General features: G+C 40.6%; 17 protein-coding genes. 14 read left to right on the forward strand and 3 right to left on the reverse strand.

The features are described from left to right. Positions 1 to 2 precede the first annotated feature (2 nt). Positions 3 to 854, forward strand: coding sequence for an SDR family oxidoreductase (locus H7F25_RS07400; RefSeq protein ID WP_024425117.1), 852 nt, complete (start codon positions 3 to 5; stop codon positions 852 to 854). A 154-nt stretch (positions 855 to 1,008) separates the two neighbouring features. Continuing rightward, positions 1,009 to 1,917, forward strand: a complete 909-nt coding sequence (locus H7F25_RS07405) for a DMT family transporter (protein ID WP_185854429.1) — start codon at positions 1,009 to 1,011, stop codon at positions 1,915 to 1,917. Positions 1,918 to 1,929: 12 nt separating this feature from the next. On the opposite strand, the gene H7F25_RS07410 is transcribed toward H7F25_RS07405, so the two are convergent. Continuing rightward, positions 1,930 to 2,121, reverse strand: coding sequence for a hypothetical protein (locus H7F25_RS07410; protein WP_024425119.1), 192 nt, complete (start codon positions 2,119 to 2,121; stop codon positions 1,930 to 1,932). A 110-nt stretch (positions 2,122 to 2,231) separates the two neighbouring features. Between H7F25_RS07410 and H7F25_RS07415 the strand changes: the two genes are divergently transcribed. The 7 genes from H7F25_RS07415 (at position 2,232) to H7F25_RS07445 (ending at position 11,926) form a co-directional block, all read left to right on the forward strand. Next, a complete protein-coding gene (locus H7F25_RS07415; protein ID WP_185854430.1) occupies positions 2,232 to 4,448 on the forward strand; it encodes an RNA ligase in 2,217 nt (738 codons plus the stop codon). Positions 4,449 to 4,512: 64 nt separating this feature from the next. Continuing rightward, positions 4,513 to 5,223, forward strand: coding sequence for a DUF421 domain-containing protein (locus H7F25_RS07420; protein ID WP_185854431.1), 711 nt, complete (start codon positions 4,513 to 4,515; stop codon positions 5,221 to 5,223). Between the two features lie 224 nt (positions 5,224 to 5,447). Next, positions 5,448 to 6,026: a TetR/AcrR family transcriptional regulator gene (locus tag H7F25_RS07425; protein ID WP_041109214.1), complete on the forward strand. Its 579-nt coding sequence runs from the start codon at positions 5,448 to 5,450 to the stop codon at positions 6,024 to 6,026. Positions 6,027 to 6,048: 22 nt separating this feature from the next. Next, the gene (locus H7F25_RS07430) at positions 6,049 to 9,192 is read left to right on the forward strand and encodes a bifunctional cytochrome P450/NADPH--P450 reductase (RefSeq protein ID WP_149126620.1); all 3,144 of its coding nucleotides are present in this window, start codon (positions 6,049 to 6,051) and stop codon (positions 9,190 to 9,192) included. 193 nt (positions 9,193 to 9,385) lie between these two features. Continuing rightward, entirely contained in the window at positions 9,386 to 10,294 is a 909-nt protein-coding gene (locus tag H7F25_RS07435) for a trypsin-like serine peptidase (protein WP_024425124.1), read from the forward strand. Positions 10,295 to 10,551: 257 nt separating this feature from the next. Next, positions 10,552 to 10,932 carry a NucA/NucB deoxyribonuclease domain-containing protein gene (locus tag H7F25_RS07440; protein ID WP_065214465.1) on the forward strand — a complete coding sequence of 127 codons (381 nt, stop codon included), beginning with the start codon at positions 10,552 to 10,554 and terminating at the stop codon, positions 10,930 to 10,932. 145 nt (positions 10,933 to 11,077) lie between these two features. After that, positions 11,078 to 11,926, forward strand: a complete 849-nt coding sequence (locus H7F25_RS07445; protein ID WP_044335939.1) for an STAS domain-containing protein — start codon at positions 11,078 to 11,080, stop codon at positions 11,924 to 11,926. A 32-nt stretch (positions 11,927 to 11,958) separates the two neighbouring features. On the opposite strand, the gene H7F25_RS07450 is transcribed toward H7F25_RS07445, so the two are convergent. Next, the gene (locus H7F25_RS07450) at positions 11,959 to 12,501 is read right to left on the reverse strand and encodes an IseA DL-endopeptidase inhibitor family protein (RefSeq protein ID WP_185854432.1); all 543 of its coding nucleotides are present in this window, start codon (positions 12,499 to 12,501) and stop codon (positions 11,959 to 11,961) included. 294 nt (positions 12,502 to 12,795) lie between these two features. On the opposite strand from H7F25_RS07450, the gene H7F25_RS07455 reads away from it, so the two are divergent. Then, complete coding sequence (locus H7F25_RS07455; RefSeq protein ID WP_044335372.1) at positions 12,796 to 13,239, forward strand: hypothetical protein; 444 nt, start codon at positions 12,796 to 12,798, stop codon at positions 13,237 to 13,239. A gap of 44 nt (positions 13,240 to 13,283) precedes the next feature. Here H7F25_RS07455 and lexA read toward each other — a convergent pair whose 3' ends face one another. Further along, positions 13,284 to 13,904 (reverse strand): transcriptional repressor LexA, encoded by a 621-nt coding sequence (gene lexA / locus H7F25_RS07460; protein ID WP_024427080.1) that lies wholly within the window; start codon positions 13,902 to 13,904, stop codon positions 13,284 to 13,286. Between the two features lie 158 nt (positions 13,905 to 14,062). Between lexA and yneA the strand changes: the two genes are divergently transcribed. The 4 genes from yneA to tkt all read left to right on the forward strand — a co-directional run bounded on the left by yneA (position 14,063) and on the right by tkt (position 17,530). Then, the gene (gene yneA, locus H7F25_RS07465; RefSeq protein WP_024425130.1) at positions 14,063 to 14,374 is read left to right on the forward strand and encodes a cell division suppressor protein YneA; all 312 of its coding nucleotides are present in this window, start codon (positions 14,063 to 14,065) and stop codon (positions 14,372 to 14,374) included. Between the two features lie 17 nt (positions 14,375 to 14,391). Further along, the gene (locus H7F25_RS07470) at positions 14,392 to 15,039 is read left to right on the forward strand and encodes a YneB family resolvase-like protein (protein ID WP_025093247.1); all 648 of its coding nucleotides are present in this window, start codon (positions 14,392 to 14,394) and stop codon (positions 15,037 to 15,039) included. 69 nt (positions 15,040 to 15,108) lie between these two features. After that, the gene (locus H7F25_RS07475) at positions 15,109 to 15,339 is read left to right on the forward strand and encodes a DUF896 domain-containing protein (protein WP_024425132.1); all 231 of its coding nucleotides are present in this window, start codon (positions 15,109 to 15,111) and stop codon (positions 15,337 to 15,339) included. A 187-nt stretch (positions 15,340 to 15,526) separates the two neighbouring features. Then, positions 15,527 to 17,530, forward strand: a complete 2,004-nt coding sequence (tkt, locus tag H7F25_RS07480; protein ID WP_024425133.1) for a transketolase — start codon at positions 15,527 to 15,529, stop codon at positions 17,528 to 17,530. The last annotated feature ends 196 nt before the right edge of the window (positions 17,531 to 17,726 follow it).

The following is a 17,726-nucleotide window of genomic DNA, read 5'->3' on the forward strand; positions in this document are numbered from 1 at the left end:
AAATGAAATTATTAGTAACAGGCGCAACGGGACAACTTGGATCGCTCGTCGTCAAGCATTTGCTCACAAAAGTACCGGCTGAACAAATTTCAGTCAGTGTTCGAAATCCGCAAAAAGCAGCACATTTGAAGGATGCAGGGGTGGATGTACGCCATGGAGATTTTACTCAGCCAGACACCCTGGCATCAGCATTTAAGGGCATTGATCGTCTGTTGATCATTTCAACAGCGGATGGTGACCGCGTCGAGCAGCATAAAGCAGCAATTGAAGCGGCGAAAGCAGCAAATGTGAGGTTTATTGCTTATACAAGTGTTGTCAATGCAAGAGAGAGTCAGCTTGTCCTTGCAAATGACCATGCCAAAACAGAAGAAGCCATTTTGGCCTCTGGCATTCCTCATGTATTTTTAAGAAACAACTGGTATGTTGAAAACGAAAAGGATACGATTCTGGCGTCAGTCAGCGGCGCACCATTTTTAAGCCCTATTGGCGAAGGAAAGGTTGGCTGGGCAACAAGAAATGACTACGCAGAAGCGGCAGCAAATGCGTTAACACTTGCCGTACATGATCAGGAGATATATGAACTGTCAGGACCTCTTCGGACGCATAGTGAACTTGCACAAATTGTTAGTAAGGTGAGTGGAAAAGAAATCAAAGTAGAAAAAATAGATGTAGACACCTTTGGAGACTTTTTAGCTTCAAATGGTGTACCAAAAGAAGCAGTGCCATTTGTCAAAGCCATTCAAAGCGGCATACGCGATGGTGCTTTAGCTGTCGAAAGTCAAGATTTCGAAACATTACTAGGCCGGCCGTTAACACCTATTGAAGAGAGAATTCGTGAATTGATTTCAGAATAAACAACAAAAACGCCCTATGAAAAGGGCGTTTTTTCCATCTAAAAAGCTCACGCCAGTTTTAAAAAATCATCTTGCCACTAGGTGAATGGACATAGTAAGATGACGACATACAAGATGAACTGCTCATCTACTGCTGATGTAAAGGAAGCTGCTAATGGAAATGAAGACAACTGCTCAAACGAAATCAATTGCACTGCCGCTTGTGATTTCAATTATTGCTATTTCGTTTTCTGCAATCATTGTGAAATGGTCAAATGCACCTGCTGCTATTTTAAGTATGTATCGAATGATTTTTGCGGCGGCTCTCATGCTGCCGTTTATCTTGCCAAGAAAAAAAGAATTTCTCTCGATAAAGCGCAGAGACTGGTTTTTCTTATGTACCTCAGGCTTCTTTTTAGGGCTTCACTTTGTGTTGTGGTTTGGCTCACTGAAACTGACGACAGTGGCAAGCTCTACCATTATTATCGCCCTTCAGCCGATGGTGTCCTTATTAGGAGGATTCCTCATTTTCCGTGAACGAACAACAATGTCTGCAATATTCACGATGTGTGGGGCGATTGTTGGTGCCCTCATGATAGGCTGGGGAGATATTGGTCATAGCAAGGAAGCCATCTTAGGAGATATTTTATCCTTTTTGAGTGTGATCGCTGTTGTTTGTTATTTGTTAATAGGCCAACAGGCTGTAAGAAAAATATCTCATTGGATTTATAGTTTTTGTGTATTTGGCTTTGCCGGTCTTTTTTTAATTTTATTCAACCTGCTTCAGCAAACTTCTTTTATAGGCTATCCGAGTAAAGAGTGGGGAATTTTTTTATTGCTCGCCCTTATTCCCACGATGTCTCATGTCATTAATAATTGGCTATTAACCTATGTTAATGCGACTACCATTTCAATGAGTATTCTAGGTGAACCTGTTGGGGCAACGATCCTTGCTGTATGGCTGCTTGGAGAGAAAGTCACGCTGCTTCAAATGCTTGGCGGTCTGCTTGTTCTTTTAGGCGTCTTTTTCTTTTTGATGCAGCAGCGTCAAGGTATCGTGATGAAAACAAAAAAATTCGGTTAACTTCCGGATTTTTTACTCTTTTAAATCGTTTTTTTCAATTACTTTGTTTAATCTTGCCTCGATTTTTTTCAATTCCATTCGTTTTCTTCTAATCATGCGAAACGCGATAACAATGATTGTCACAATAAAGGCAATGAATAGAAGAGAGAACACTTGAAATAGAAGATCTCCCATGTTGAATGCCATATTCTCTCTATTAGACATACGTAAAACCTCCTTTTCTATCTATATATTACCATAATCAATAAAAGATTGAGATTTATCCATAATTTATCTATAATAGGTAAAATATCACTCATTAAAGGAGAACCAATATGAGAACTTTAGTCCTTTTACGAGGTCTCCCAGGCGTAGGTAAATCAACATGGATCAAAGAACAAGGCTTAGAGCCTTACACTTTATCAGCGGATCAAATCCGGCTGTTAACTCAGCCGCCGCAGCTATCAGTCAATGGGAAACTAGACATTTCAAGCAAGCATGACCACAAAGTTTGGTCTTTATTATTCGATCTACTCACAGCCCGTATGGAGCGCGGAGACTTTACTGTGATTGATGCGACACATATTTCAAGTAAATCGATTTCTCAATATAAGTCTTTAGCGACATCTTATCGTTACAGGGTGTATGTCGTCGATTTCACGCAGGTCCCCCTTGAAACAGCTCTTTTGCAAAATCGCTCACGTGAATCTCACAAAGTGGTGCGGGAATCTGTTTTGTATCAAATGAACGAGCGGTTAAAAACAGAAAAGGTCCCATCATGGGTGACTGTTTTGCAGCCGGAGGATTATCCGCAAGTGATGACTTATCAGCCTCGATCTTTTGATCAATATGAGGCCATTCATGTTTTCGGAGATATTCACGGTTGTTACACCGCACTTACCACCTATTTGCAAGGAGACATCAAAGAAAACGAACTTTATATTTTTGCAGGTGACTTGCTTGATAGAGGAATAGAAAACAAAGAAGTATTAGAATGGATGCTCGCCCATAGGGTATGCCGGAATGTCATCGTCATTGAAGGCAATCATGATCAGCATTTATACCGGTTTGCACATGGTGAAAAAGTCAGAAGCAATATGTTTAATCGTCATACTGTGCCTGAAATCGAAGCAGCAAACTTTGATTTGAAGGAAGTACGAAAGTTTGTCAGAACCTTTCATCAGCTTACTTATTTTACGTACCATGATCAGACATTTCTTGTTACACATGGCGGGCTTGCTCATTTGCCAGAAGAACTTCTGCATGTCTCAACACAGCAGCTCATTCACGGCGTAGGAGAATATTCAGATGATATTGATCACTTATTTGTTCAAAATACGGCTGGGCTGGATATCATCCAAATTCACGGGCATCGCAATTTATACAGACTGCCTATTCACGCAGCGGAAAGGTCTTATAACCTAGAAGGTCAGGTTGAATTTGGGGGGCAGCTGCGGGTGTTGAAAATCACAGCTGACGGGATTGAGACTCATGAAATTGACAATCCAGTCTACAGAGCGTCTGAGAAAAAACAATCGGCTGCTGTTCAGACAGATATTTCACTGGATGATTTTTTAGCTCATTTAGATCAGCATGAATACGTACAGGAATTAAAGCTTCCGCACTATATTTCATCTTTTAATTTTACGAAAAAGGCTTTTAGTGAACGGCAGTGGGATGATGTGAATGTGAAAGCAAGAGGTTTGTTTGTCAATATGGTTTCTAAGCAGATTGTGTCTAGAAGCTACAATAAATTTTTTAACATTGATGAGCGTCCGGAGACAAGAATGCAGCATTTAGTGAACCATCTTCAATTCCCTGTCACCGTATATGATAAAGCAAATGGATACTTAGGAACTGTTGGGTATAATGAAATGGAAGATGAATTGGTGTTTACATCCAAATCGTATACATCACATGTGAAACAAAATCAGCATGCTTCATGGGTCGAAGAGCTATTTAATAAGACCTTCAGTGACGTGCAGGCTGATTACATTAAATCATATGTCCGTGACCACCATGTATCTCTTGTGTTTGAAGTCATTTTGCCAGAAAAAGATCCGCATATTATCACTTATGAACAAGATCAACTCATTTTACTTGATATTGTGAAGCGGCAGTTAAGCTATGAAAAAGCACCATTCGCTGAAGTGAAAAGATTAAGTGAACAGCTTGGAATATCCTGCAAGCAGGAAGTGGCTGTTTTCCATGATTGGACGTCTTTTTATAAATGGTATCAGGCTGTCTCTCATGATAATACAATTAAAGAAGAGGGGTATGTCATTGAGGATGATCAAGGCTTTATGACAAAACTCAAGCTCCCTTATTATCAATTCTGGAAGCAGATGCGGGGGATGAAGCAGCGCGTTGTAGAGAAGCGTTCCTCGCAAAAATATATGCAGGCTTTGCAGACAGCGGAGCAAGCAAGATTTTATACATGGCTTCTTAAGCAAGAAGCAGATCATGTGAGGAATAGCTCAATTATTGAACTGCGATCACAATTTGAACAAAGCAGTACTGCCCAATTGAATAATGATGAAATAAATGCATAGTCTAACAAAGAGTCTTTTCTAAGGAAAAGGCTTTTTTTGATGCAATTGAAAGGTGGATACTTGCATGTCTGACCATATTGAAGTCATTCTTCGGACGATGTTTGCTTTTGCGATTTTATTTGGAGGAGCACGTCTTTTAGGGAAACAAACCATTGCGCAAATGAATATTTTTGATTTTATAGCAGCCATCAGCTTAGGTTCAATTGCAGCGAACCTGGCGTTTAATACAACGCTCCCGCTTCAGCACACAACGATTTCCTTTGTGTCACTTGTCATGATTATTTATGTGATTTCCCTGCTTGCATTAAGAAGCCGGAAGATGAGAGGGTTGATGGCGGGTAAACCAACACTTGTCATACAAAATGGAAAAATTCTTGAAGGAAATATGAAAGGGATGAGATATACCCTTGATTATTTAAATCAGCAGCTGAGAGAAAAAGACATCTTTGATATTAGCGAAGTTGAATTTGCAATGATTGAAACAGATGGGCATATGTCAGTGAAAAAATACCCTTCGTTTGAAAAAGTCACGCGGAAGGACCTTCATTTATTCATGGAGGCAGAGCGTTACATGCCGATTGAAGTCATCATGGACGGGAAACTCATCCAAAAAAACATACAAGAAAATCAATTAACAGAGCAATGGATAGAAGAAGAGCTGAAAAAAAGGCAGCTGTCCTTAAAGGACATTGTTTATGCTGTCCGTTCAAGTAATGGAAGCTTATATATTGATACATATGACGACCATATTCAATCCCCAATCGATCAGGAATGAATGTGTAGTGCTGATGACACCTGCATGACACAATTGACAATCTTTATAAGTCCTTTGGCTGTCATGTGACTAGGTATCATTTCTCAATTATTATTATTTTCAGAAAATGTAGTGACGGAGTAAAATAAGTATGTTTAAGTATAAATAGATGAAATTAAAATGTTAATATAATATACCACAAGCGGAATGAACGTTCATTCCTACGTTTAAAAGGAGGGGATGAAATGCCAGCAGTGACTGATAAACAAGAACAGATCATGAAGGCTTCGCTGGAACTATTTATTGAACGAGGCTTTGATGGCACCACAATGCCGATGATTTCAAAAAGAGCAAACGTCGGAGCGGGCACCATTTACCGTTATTTCGACAGCAAGGAGGCACTCGTCAATATTTTGTACCAGCGCAGCCTCTCGGCATTTATCGAAAAAATGAACACAAACAGTCCAGATCCAAAGTTAAGTATTCGGGCGTACTTTAAGCATGTATTTTATTGCTTAGTTTTATTTACAAAGGAGAATCCAAGCGGGCTGTATTTTTTAGAGATAGATAAACGGTCCCATTACTTAGACGAGACGAGCAAAGAGAAAATGCAGCATTTGTTACATGAGCTATTCCTTATCTTTGAAGAAGGAAAAAAGGATGGGATTCACCCAAACCTCTCAGGCAGAACCATTTTATCTATTGTATTTGGTGCTTTTGTGCAGCTGCATAAACAAATTCTTGCAGAAGAAATAGAGCCAACGATTGAATTTTTGGAGGAAATTGAGCAATGTTTATGGCGTGCCATCAGCGTTGCATCTTAAAAGAAATAAAGGGAGTGGGCATATGAAGCAAACATCAATCATTCCAAAACCAAAAACATACGGACCTTTAAAAAATATTCCCCATATAAAAAAGGGAGAGCTTGCTCAAACCTTTTGGCGGCTGGCAGATGAATTAGGACCGATCTTTCAGTTTGAATTTTCAAATGCAACAAGTATTTTTGTTTCCAGCCATGAACTTGTCAAAGAAGTATGTGACGAAAGCCGTTTTGATAAATTTATTGGAACTAGTCTGAGTAAAGTCAGAGCATTTGCAGGGGACGGACTATTTACAAGCTGGACAGAAGAACCGAACTGGAGAAAGGCTCATCAAATTTTGATGCCTGCATTCAGCCAGCAGGCCATGAAGGGCTATCATGAGATGATGCTCGATATTGCCACACAGCTTGTGCAAAAATGGCAAAGAACAGGCCGCGATGAAGAAATTGAAGTAGCTGAGGATATGACAAAGCTGACTTTAGATACGATCGGCCTTTGCGGTTTTGATTTTCGCTTTAACAGCTTTTATAAAGAAAATCAGCATCCGTTCATCGACAGCATGCTGAAAGGCTTAAATGAAGCAATGGAGCAGTCGAGTCGATTGCCAATTGCAGATAAACTCATGATCAAAAGAAGAAAAGAATTTGACCAGCATGTCGATTTTATGAAGCAATTAGTAGATGACATTATTCAGGAACGAAGAAAACAAGATAAAGCGGGCGATGATTTACTGTCTCTTATGCTGCATGCAGAGGACCCTGAAACAGGTGAACGTTTATCCGATGAAAATATCCGTTATCAAATCATCACCTTCTTAATTGCAGGCCACGAAACAACAAGCGGGCTGCTATCATTTGCGATTTATTTCTTACTGAAGAATCCAGAGAAATTAAAGAAAGCCGTCCAAGAAGCAGATGAGGTGCTGCAGGGCGGGCTTCCGGCATTTAAACAGGTGCAAAAGCTAAGCTACACTCGTATGGTGTTAAATGAAGCTCTCCGCCTCTGGCCAACAGCGCCTACATTCTCTCTTTATGCGAAAGAGGACACAGTAATCGGGGGAAAATATCCGATTCAAAAAAATCAAAGTGTCTCTGTTCTGCTCCCTAAATTACACCGTGATCCAGCGGTATGGGGCGAGGATGCTGAAGAATTTAAACCAGAGCGGTTTACACATCCTGAGAAAATCCCGCAGCATGCCTACAAGCCTTTTGGGAATGGACAGCGTGCATGTATCGGTATGCAGTTCGCCCTGCATGAAGCTACGATGGTTCTCGCGATGGTTCTGCACAATTTAGAGTTAATTGATCACACATCTTATGAGCTTGATTTAAAAGAATCTCTCACAATTAAACCTAACGATTTTAAAATCAAAGTGCGGCCAAGGAACCAGCAATTCTTTATGGCACCACCGAAAGAAGAATCTAAGAAAAGCACCAAATCTCATGAGTCAAAAGTGGCGAGTCACGGTACACCGCTGCTAGTTTTATACGGATCAAATCTTGGTACGGCGAAGCAAATAGCGAACGAATTGGCTGAAGATGGGAAAGCAAAAGGGTTTGATGTGACCACTGCGCCGCTTGATGACTTTACACGCCAATTGCCAGATACAGGTGCTGTCTTCATCGTGACCGCTTCATACAACGGACATCCGCCTGACAATGCGAAGCAATTTGTGGATTGGCTGGCGCAGGATGAAGAGCAGGATTTATCAAACGTGACATTTGCTGTCTTTGGATGCGGAGATCGAAATTGGGCGAGTACGTACCAGCGGATCCCCCGTCTAATTGATGAAGCTCTAGAAAGAAAAGGAGCCAAACGTGTAGCTGATTTAGGAGAAGGTGATGCAGGCGGTGATATGGATGAGGATAAAGAAATCTTCCAGAAAACAGTCTTCGAACAGCTTGCAAAAGAATTTAAGCTCACCTTCCAAGAAAAGGGGAAGGAAAAACCAAACCTATCAGTTTCTTATACGAATGAGCTAGTGGAGCGTCCTGTAGCTAAAATATATGATGCCTTTTCAGCTGTTGTATTGAAAAATGAAGAATTACAATCAGAAACAAGCACGCGGCAGACAAGACATATTGAACTGAAGTTGCCTGCTGGCAAAGCATACAAAGAAGGGGATCATATCGGGATTGTGCCGAAAAATAGTGATGCACTCGTTGAGCGTGTGACCTGCCGCTTTAAACTAGATCCAGAGCAGCGCATTAAGCTCTCATCTGATAAAGAGGCAAGTCATTTACCATTAGATCAGCCGATTCCAATCAAAGAATTACTTGCCTCGCATGTTGAGCTTCAAGAACCTGCGACACGTACACAGCTAAGAGAGCTTGCAGCACATACGGTATGTCCGCCTCACCGCGTAGAACTTGAACAAATGGCTGGTGAAGCATATCAAGAAGCCATCTTAAAGAAACGAGTAACCATGCTGGATTTATTAGATCAATATGAAGCGTGTGAGCTGCCATTTGTACACTTTTTGGCGCTTTTACCAGGTTTGAAGCCGCGTTATTATTCGATCTCTAGCTCGCCAAAGGTAGATGAAGAAAAAGTCAGTATCACAGTGGCAGTTGTCAAAGGTAAAGCATGGAGCGGCAGCGGAGAATATGCCGGAGTCGCATCAACCTATTTATGTGGTCTGAAAGAAGGGGAAGAAGTAGCCTGCTTCCTGCATGAAGCACAAGACGGATTCCAGCTGCCCCCTTCATCAGACATACCGATGATTATGATTGGACCAGGTACAGGAATCGCTCCATTTAGAGGATTTGTTCAGGCAAGAGAAGTGTGGCAGAAGGAAGGGAAGCAGCTAGGCGAAGCCCACCTATATTTTGGCTGCCGTCACCCTCAGGAAGATGATCTGTATTTTGATGAAATGAAGCTTGCAGCGCAAAAAGGCATTGTCCATATCCATCGTGCTTATTCTCGTTACGATGAGCAAAAAGTATATGTCCAGCATTTGTTGAAAGAAGACGGCGGCATGCTGATCGAATTGCTTGATCAAGGTGCTTATCTGTACGTGTGCGGAGACGGAAAAGTCATGGCTCCAGATGTAGAGGCTACACTGATCGATCTTTATCAAAACGAGAAACAATGCTCGAGAGAAACAGCTGAAAATTGGCTGACAGCCCTCGCAAATGACAATAGATATGTAAAAGATGTGTGGAGCTGACAAAGAGGAAAGACCGCCTATTAGGCGGTTTTTTCTGTTCTCATAGAAAGAGATCGATAGAATGAAGGTTGGGAAGATACAAAACACCTAATTTGGAAATGAAATATTTTGTAAAAAATAAGAATATTCTCTCATTTACTCCAATATGAAACAATCGTATGATTTTTGATATAGGACATAAAGGAGGAATATGATGAAAAAGGTGAAAATGTTACTCCCTTCTCTTCTCGTTTTTGGTGCTTTAAGTGTGCCTAGTTTTGCCCATGCCGCATCGGATTCAGTACTAACGTCTGATTATGACATGGTGACTTCTGATGGTAAAGTGATTTCTTCAAGTGATTTCCACAATGATACGAAAGCCCCCTCATCCTTTGACAAAGTGGATGATCTTTCTTCTACTGTTGGCGAAAAAGTAAAACCACTATCAAAATATTTAAAAGATTTTCAAACGAAAGTCGTCATTGGAGACGATGGTAGAACCAAAGTAGCAAATACAAGAGTGGCACCATACAATTCGATTGCTTATATTACATTTGGCGGCTCAAGCTGTACGGGAACACTCATTGCTCCTAACAAAATTTTGACAAACGGACACTGCGTGTACAATACGGCATCGAGAAGCTATAGTGAGAAAGGGACTGTATATCCTGGTATGAATGATAGTACTGCGGTGAACGGTTCAGCAAAAATGACTGAGTTCTATGTGCCAAGCGGGTATATTAATACTGGTGCAAGTCAATATGACTTTGCCGTAATCAAAACCGATACGAATATTGGCAATACGGTCGGCTACCGATCTATCCGCCAGGTGACAAACTTGACTGGGACAACCATTAAAATCTCAGGATATCCTGGTGATAAAATGAGATCGACTGGCAAGGTGTCACAATGGGAGATGTCAGGTCCTGTGACGAGAGAAGATACGAATCTAGCATACTATACGATTGATACATTCAGCGGAAATTCAGGTTCTGCCATGCTGGATCAGAACCAGCAAATCGTTGGAGTTCATAACGCTGGGTATTCAAACGGAACGATAAATGGCGGGCCGAAAGCGACAGCTGCCTTTGTTGAGTTTATAAACTATGCGAAAGCGCAATAAAAAATAGAGCTTGTTTCCTTCATAGGGGACAAGCTTTTTTGTATGAATCGATTTGATAGGATTCATATTTCTAACCTGAGAGATTTGAGATTGAGAGCTCATCATTTTTTTCTCATGTCATCTGCGCACCACTCATACATTAAAATGACACATTTCCTTTAAGTCAAGATGATGCTGAAGATGGATGAGGAGGTCACATGCTTTTGAAGATGAAAAGAGGCTGGATCGCTGCTGTCGCCTTATGTTTTGTGATATGGATGGGCACGTTGTTTGGCGGATTTGGAGAGAAGCAGGCAGCAAAAGGGGCTGATCGATATGATCATGTCGTTCAATTTCCAAAGGAAAGGTACCCTGAAACAGGCAGTCATATTCAAGAAGCCATTCGAAAAGGGCATTCAGATGTGTGTACCATTGACCGAAATGGAGCAGATGCCCGCAGGCAAGAATCATTAAAAGGAATTCCGACAAAACCTGGCTTTGACCGGGATGAATGGCCAATGGCGGTTTGTCTTGAGGGAGGAAAAGGCGCAAGCGTTCAATATGTCAGTCCATCTGATAATAGGGGGGCAGGCTCATGGGTCGGGCATCAAATCAGCGAGTTTCCTGATGGGAAAAGAATATTATTCATTGTGAAATAAATCGGAAAGAGTCTCCCTTGAGTGGGGGGCTCTTTTGTTTATCATCAGAGCCTATTCGAGCTAGCAGGGTCAAAAGATTCAGTGGTACAATCAATCTATAAGGTACAAAGACTGACAAGAAGAAAATGTGAAGGGACATTTGCTTATGGATAAGAACCGTGCATTATACGATTTTTTTATGCAGCATGCAGAGAAGCTGACTGAAACATGGTATGAATCAATTGAGGACGATGATCCAGATTCTATATATCGTTCAACAGATTCCAGCATCATAGCAGAGCTAAAACGGCAGAATCAAGATTATTACCAGCATTTTATACGAGCTATTATTGAAGATAAGACGTATTTACATACTGAATTTAAAAAATGGTCTGAGGACTTAGCCAGCGACCCAAAGCATTTAAATACACCATTAGATTATGTCGTGAGAGAATACATGTCCAATCAAAGAGTGGTTCTGCATTACTTAAAAGAATTTATCAAACAGCGTCAAGATGAAATTGATATTGACCGCATCTTTTATTGGTATGATTTAATTTCCGAAGCGTTTAATATTTCAATCCATGTGTTTATCCAGCAATATGTGAAAAATACAACCGAAAAACTCGTGGCTCAAAGAGATATGATTTACGAATTGAGCTCACCGGTAATTGTCTTAAAAAGCCAGATTGCGTTATTGCCATTAGTAGGTGACATTGACACAGCGAGAGCAAAGATTATTTTAGAAAATACGCTAAATCAGTGCTCACAAAAAGGTGTTCAGCATTTATGTATTGATTTATCGGGTGTTGTCATGATTGATACAATGGTGGCTCATCAAATCTTTGATCTTGTCACGTCACTTCGGTTAATTGGAGTAGAGACGACCATTTCAGGGATTAGACCAGAAATTGCCCAAACAGCAGTGCAGCTCGGGCTTCCTTTTAATGAATTTCGCACGGCATCATCACTTGCTCACGCGCTGGACCGTATGACTGAATTTTCTTCAATATAAAAACCAGGCCGATGAAAGGCCTGGTTTTTTATTTAGATGACAGCGTCAATTTGTGTGACTTTCCAATTTTTTTGTACTTTTTCGTACGTAACAGTTCGTTTTACTTTGCGTCCATCAAGTGTTGGGACAGTAAATTCATATGTGCGGACCGTTTGTTTTTTAGAAACAAGTTTAGGTGTGGCTTTTTCCCAATTGAGCATGTTGTCTCCATCACCGACTGGAACAGCCATTTTGCCTTTATGAACAATGAATTGATAATCTTTTAAACCATGTTTGATGGCATCTTGAGTGAAAACTTGAGATAGGTAGCTGTTTAATTTTTTCTTTGTATCAAATGTTTTAGAAAGATAGTTGTACGTCATATCTTTATAGGTAAATGATTTTAATTTGACATTAGAATGGACTTTAATTTTGTAGCCTGACATTGCACTCCAAAAATGTTCTCTTGCATCAAGGGCAATATGTAACGCTTCTTTATTTGTCAAAGCGGCTGATTTCTTGGAAGCGGCCAATGTTGTTGTTTGTAATGAGATCATAAGCATAATAGCAGTTAATAAAACAAATAATTTTTTCAAGGCGATTGCCTCCTTTTCTCAATGAAAACTTCTTATGTTACAAATGTTACAATAATTACAGTGATATTACAAGTATTAAATCTAAATGTTTTTTATTTCTTTTGTTTCTAATTATATAACGTTTGAGGGAGACAAAAAGTTTTCATTTTTTTTCTTTTTTTCTTAATCATTATTTAACCGTTCTAAAGAAGAACGAAACGTCTTTTGGAAAAATTTCTATTTAGACGTTTAACACTCTTTTTTATTTATGACATATACTGTCGTGATGAATGTCTAAGGAAAGTGGTGTTTATTATGTATCATCCGTATGAAGGTGTGTGGAATGGGTACTCATATGATAGGCAGATGCAAGGATTTCCATCCATTGGTATTCCTTCAGGGTTTCCTGGGTTTCCAATCGGAGGAGGAGGTACTTTACCAGGGCAAGGTTCAGGCGGACATTCAGCACCGCCAGCACCGCCGCAGCATATCATTTCGCAGTATCAGCAAGCACTCTCTCAGCCTCAAAGTATGCAGTCGTTTATATCTGGGCAAGGTGTAGGCGGAGGCCATCAAACTGTACAATTTGCAGCGGGATGTAATAGAAGATGGACAATTGTGCTTTTGAGAAACGGCCAAGTATTTTTAATGTTCGTTCTTTCCTCACAGCCTTTTGGCCGAACAACTGGCTTTATATGGCCGAACTTTACATTTGGTTCCTTCCCAAGCTCAAGTATTCTTGCCTATTCTTGTGCATAAGAAAAAGCCGGTTCTCATCAGCAGCTGATGAATACCGGCTTTTTTTAATGAATATTTCGAAATACGCCAATCACTTTACCTAGTATACTCACATTCTGTAAAATAATCGGTTCCATTGATGGGTTCTCTGGCTGTAATCTAAAGTGTGTATCTTCTTTATAAAAACGTTTCACTGTCGCTTCATCTTCCTCTGTCATGGCGACCACAATATCTCCATTGTTAGCAGTGCTTTGCTGACGCACAATGACATAGTCCTTGTCCAAAATACCTGCATCAATCATACTTTCTCCCATAATTTCAAGCATAAACACTTGTTCGTCTGGTGCAGCAAATGTCTCTGGAAGAGGGAAGTATTCTTCTACATTCTCAACAGCTGTGATAGGAAGGCCTGCCGTTACTTTTCCGATGACTGGAACGTTCATTACAGCACTCCTCGGAATATTCATTTCCTCTTCATCTAGTACTTCGATCGCTCTAGGTTTTGTCGGGTCTCTTCTAATTAAGCCCTTTGTTTCTAGTCTAGCTAAATGTCCATGGACCGTTGAACTGGATGCTAGACCGACAGCTTCTCCAATTTCACGGACGGATGGGGGATAACCCTTGCTTTTTACTTCATCTTTGATGAATTTCAGGATATCGAGTTGTCTTTTTGATAGCTTCGTCATCTTTTGCACCTCAAAACGTCAATTTTAAAGAAATTATAGCATGTTTTTCCTAACAGTACAAACATAGGTTCGAAAAAACGTTTGACAGAAACGTTTGTTCGTATTTATAATGAGAGACAGAAAGAGCGAACACACATTCTATTAGGAGAGATGACATTATGAGGTTAAAAGAATCTATTATTTTTATTGGGGTATTCTCATTCATCGTTGGCATATTTCTCTCACTTATTGCAGTCACAAGCCATAATGATTCAAATCAGTATGTTAAAATAGAGGTTCAATCAGGTGATACTCTGTGGGGATTAGCTGATCAAGTAAATGACAGCAAATCAATCGACAAAAATGCATTTATTGACTGGGTAACAGAACACAATGATCTTGCTTCAACTGAAATCCAGCCTGGCGACATTCTTGTCATACCCGTCAAAAAAGAGCATCCAGTCGTATATCAACTTGCAACAGTACAGTAGAAAGGTCGATTTTAGACATGAACGCAATCATTTATGCGAGAGTAAGCACTGTGAAAGAAGAGCAGGAAACCTCGCTGAAAAGACAAGAAGAAGAACTGCTGGCTTTAGCTGCCATGCACAAGATGAATGTGGTCAAAGTCATCAAAGAAAAAGCAAGTGGATATGAGCTAGATCGTGATGGCGTGTTTGAAATGCTTGCTGCACTGAAGGAAGAGTCAATTGATGCCGTTCTGATCCAAGATGAAACACGTCTTGGAAGAGGACAAGCAAAAATTGCGCTTCTTCATTGTCTATTTAAAGAGAACGTAAAGGTATACAGTGTGTTTCATAGAGGAGAGCTTGAGCTTTCAGAAGCAGATGAAATGGTCATTGAGATTGTAGGAGTTGTCGAAGAGTACCAACGGAAAATTCATAACCTGAAAATCAAGCGGGGGATGAAAAGGGCTGTTGAGCGCGGTTATCAGCCTGAACTGAATTTAAGACAGCAGAACCATGCACCTGGCCGTGAGCGTATTGAAGTGCCGATTTCAGAAATTGTTCGATTAAGAAAAAATAACATGACGTTCGCCGAAATTGCCGCAACTCTTCAGGCATTAGGTTTTGACATTTCAAAAGCAACGGTGCATAGAAGGTATCAAGAATATGAAAAAGGCTTTACCACCTAAAGCGTGATTTGTTGTCAAAATGATTGATATTTAGTAGTATGTAGAGAAAATGCTTTAAAGGAGTTTGTCATGATTTCTAAAGAACAGCTTGCAAGAATAAATGAGCTTTCAAAAAAGTCGAAAGAGACCGGTTTATCAGATGCTGAAAAAACAGAACAAAAGCAGTTGAGAGAAGAGTATTTGAAAGCTTTTCGTTCTTCTATGAAAAATACACTTAAAACTGTTAAAATCGTTGACCCTGAAGGAAACGATGTTACACCAGAAAAATTAAAAAGAGAAAAAGATCAGAACCTTCATTAAGGCTGTGATTTCTTGAATTTTGAAAAGATGGGAAGAATATTCTCGTCTTTTTTCATATTTGCATAACTTTTTAGGTGATCGATAAACTAAATGTGACAAAATCCTTCTTTTTCAGCGTGAAATAGTTGTGAAAAAAGGACAGTAGATTTATGATAATGGTGTACACAAGATACGGAAGGGGATTTATATGGAAACGATTGAATTGAAATCTATTGCAACAATACGTACTCTCTCCATAGACGCAATTGAAAAAGCGAATTCCGGTCACCCAGGAATGCCGATGGGTGCTGCACCAATGGCGTACGCTTTATGGACGAATCACTTAAACGTAAGTCCGCAAAATCCAAATTGGTTTAACAGAGACCGCTTTGTTTTATCTGCGGGCCATGGTTCTATGCTTCTATACAGCATGCTTCATTTAAGCGGATACAATCTGAGCATTGACGATTTAAAACAATTCCGCCAATGGGGAAGCAAAACACCTGGACATCCTGAATTTGGACACACAGAAGGCGTAGACGCGACAACGGGTCCACTAGGCCAGGGAATTGCTATGGCAGTAGGAATGGCACTTGCAGAAAGACATCTTGCGGAAACGTATAACAAAGACAACTTTCATGTTGTAGACCACTATACATACAGCATTTGCGGAGATGGAGACTTAATGGAGGGAATTTCCTCTGAAGCAGCTTCACTTGCTGGTCATTTAGGCTTAGGCCGTTTAATCGTTCTTTACGATTCAAATGACATTTCTTTAGATGGCGATTTAGATCGTTCATTCTCTGAAAATGTGAAGAATCGTTTTGAAGCGATGAACTGGGAAGTTCTTTACGTGAAAGACGGCAACAACATCGAAGAAGTAACAGCTGCTATTGAAAAGGCGAAGCAAAGCACAGACAGACCTACATTAATCGAAGTGAAAACAACGATCGGTTTCGGATCGCCAAACCGTGCGGGAACGTCTGGTGTGCATGGTGCACCGCTTGGCAGTGAGGAAGCAAAGCTGACGAAGGAAGCTTACTCTTGGACGTTTGAAGAAGATTTCCATGTACCTTCTGAAGTGTACGATCATTTCAAAGAAGCTGTCAAAGACGCTGGACAGAAAAAAGAAGCAGCGTGGAATGAATTGTTTGCGCAATACGAAAAAGAATATCCAGAGCTGGCAGCACAGCTGAAGCTTGCGATTGAAGGAAAGCTTCCTGAAAATTGGGATCAAGAGGTTCCTGTTTATGAAGCAGGTTCAAGCCTTGCCTCCCGCGCATCCTCAGGTGAAGTGTTAAATGGCATTGCGAAGCAAGTACCTTTCTTTATTGGCGGGTCTGCTGATCTTGCTGGATCAAATAAAACAACGATTAAAAACACAGATGATTTCGGTAAAAATAATTATGCCGGCAAAAACATTTGGTTCGGTGTCAGAGAGTTTGCAATGGGTGCAGCACTCAATGGTATGGCACTTCACGGCGGTCTTCGTGTATTCGGCGGAACGTTCTTTGTTTTCTCAGATTACTTAAGACCAGCAATTCGTCTTGCTGCCTTAATGGGACTTCCAGTCACATACGTCTTTACTCATGATAGTATCGCTGTTGGTGAAGATGGTCCGACGCATGAACCGGTTGAACAGCTTGCTTCACTGCGTGCGATGCCTAACCTTTCCGTTATCCGCCCAGCAGATGGAAATGAAACAGCTGCAGCGTGGAAACTAGCTGTATCTTCAACGGATAAACCGACAGCACTAGTTCTTACTCGTCAAAACCTTCCAACGATTGACCAGGCACCAGAGAAGGCATATGAGGGAGTAGAAAAAGGTGGATACGTTGTGGTTGAAGCAGCTGATGCACAGCCAGAAGCACTTCTACTCGCTTCAGGATCTGAGGTTGGTTTAGCCATTGAAGCGCAAAAGGCACTTGAAAAAGAAGGTATCCGCGCATCTGTTGTCAGCCTTCCTGCATGGGATCGCTTCGATCAGCAGTCAGACGAATACAAAGAATCCGTTCTTCCTAAAGCAGTACGTGCACGTATTGCAATTGAAATGGGTGCTTCACTTGGCTGGGAGCGTTACACTGGTCTTGATGGTGACGTGATTGCAATTGATAAATTTGGCGCTTCTGCACCAGGAGAAACCATTATCGAGAAATACGGCTTTACTGTCAGCAATGTAGTCAGCCGTGTGAAAGCGAAGCTAAATAAATAAACGAACTCCAAGCATCATGCTTTTTTGCTATCTGTTTGCAGAGCATTTTCATCCGCTCTGCAAACTTTTTTCTTTTTTCTTGTTTTTTTGACAAAACTAGTTTCTTCTTGCTTCATATATAGACAATTCTTTCTTTCACATTTTTGTATAATACAAGCAATAAACGAGATTGACGAAATGTGAAAGGAAGGGATAG

The organism is Bacillus sp. PAMC28571, assembly GCF_014250435.1.
Taxonomy (GTDB): domain Bacteria; phylum Bacillota; class Bacilli; order Bacillales; family Bacillaceae; genus Bacillus; species Bacillus safensis.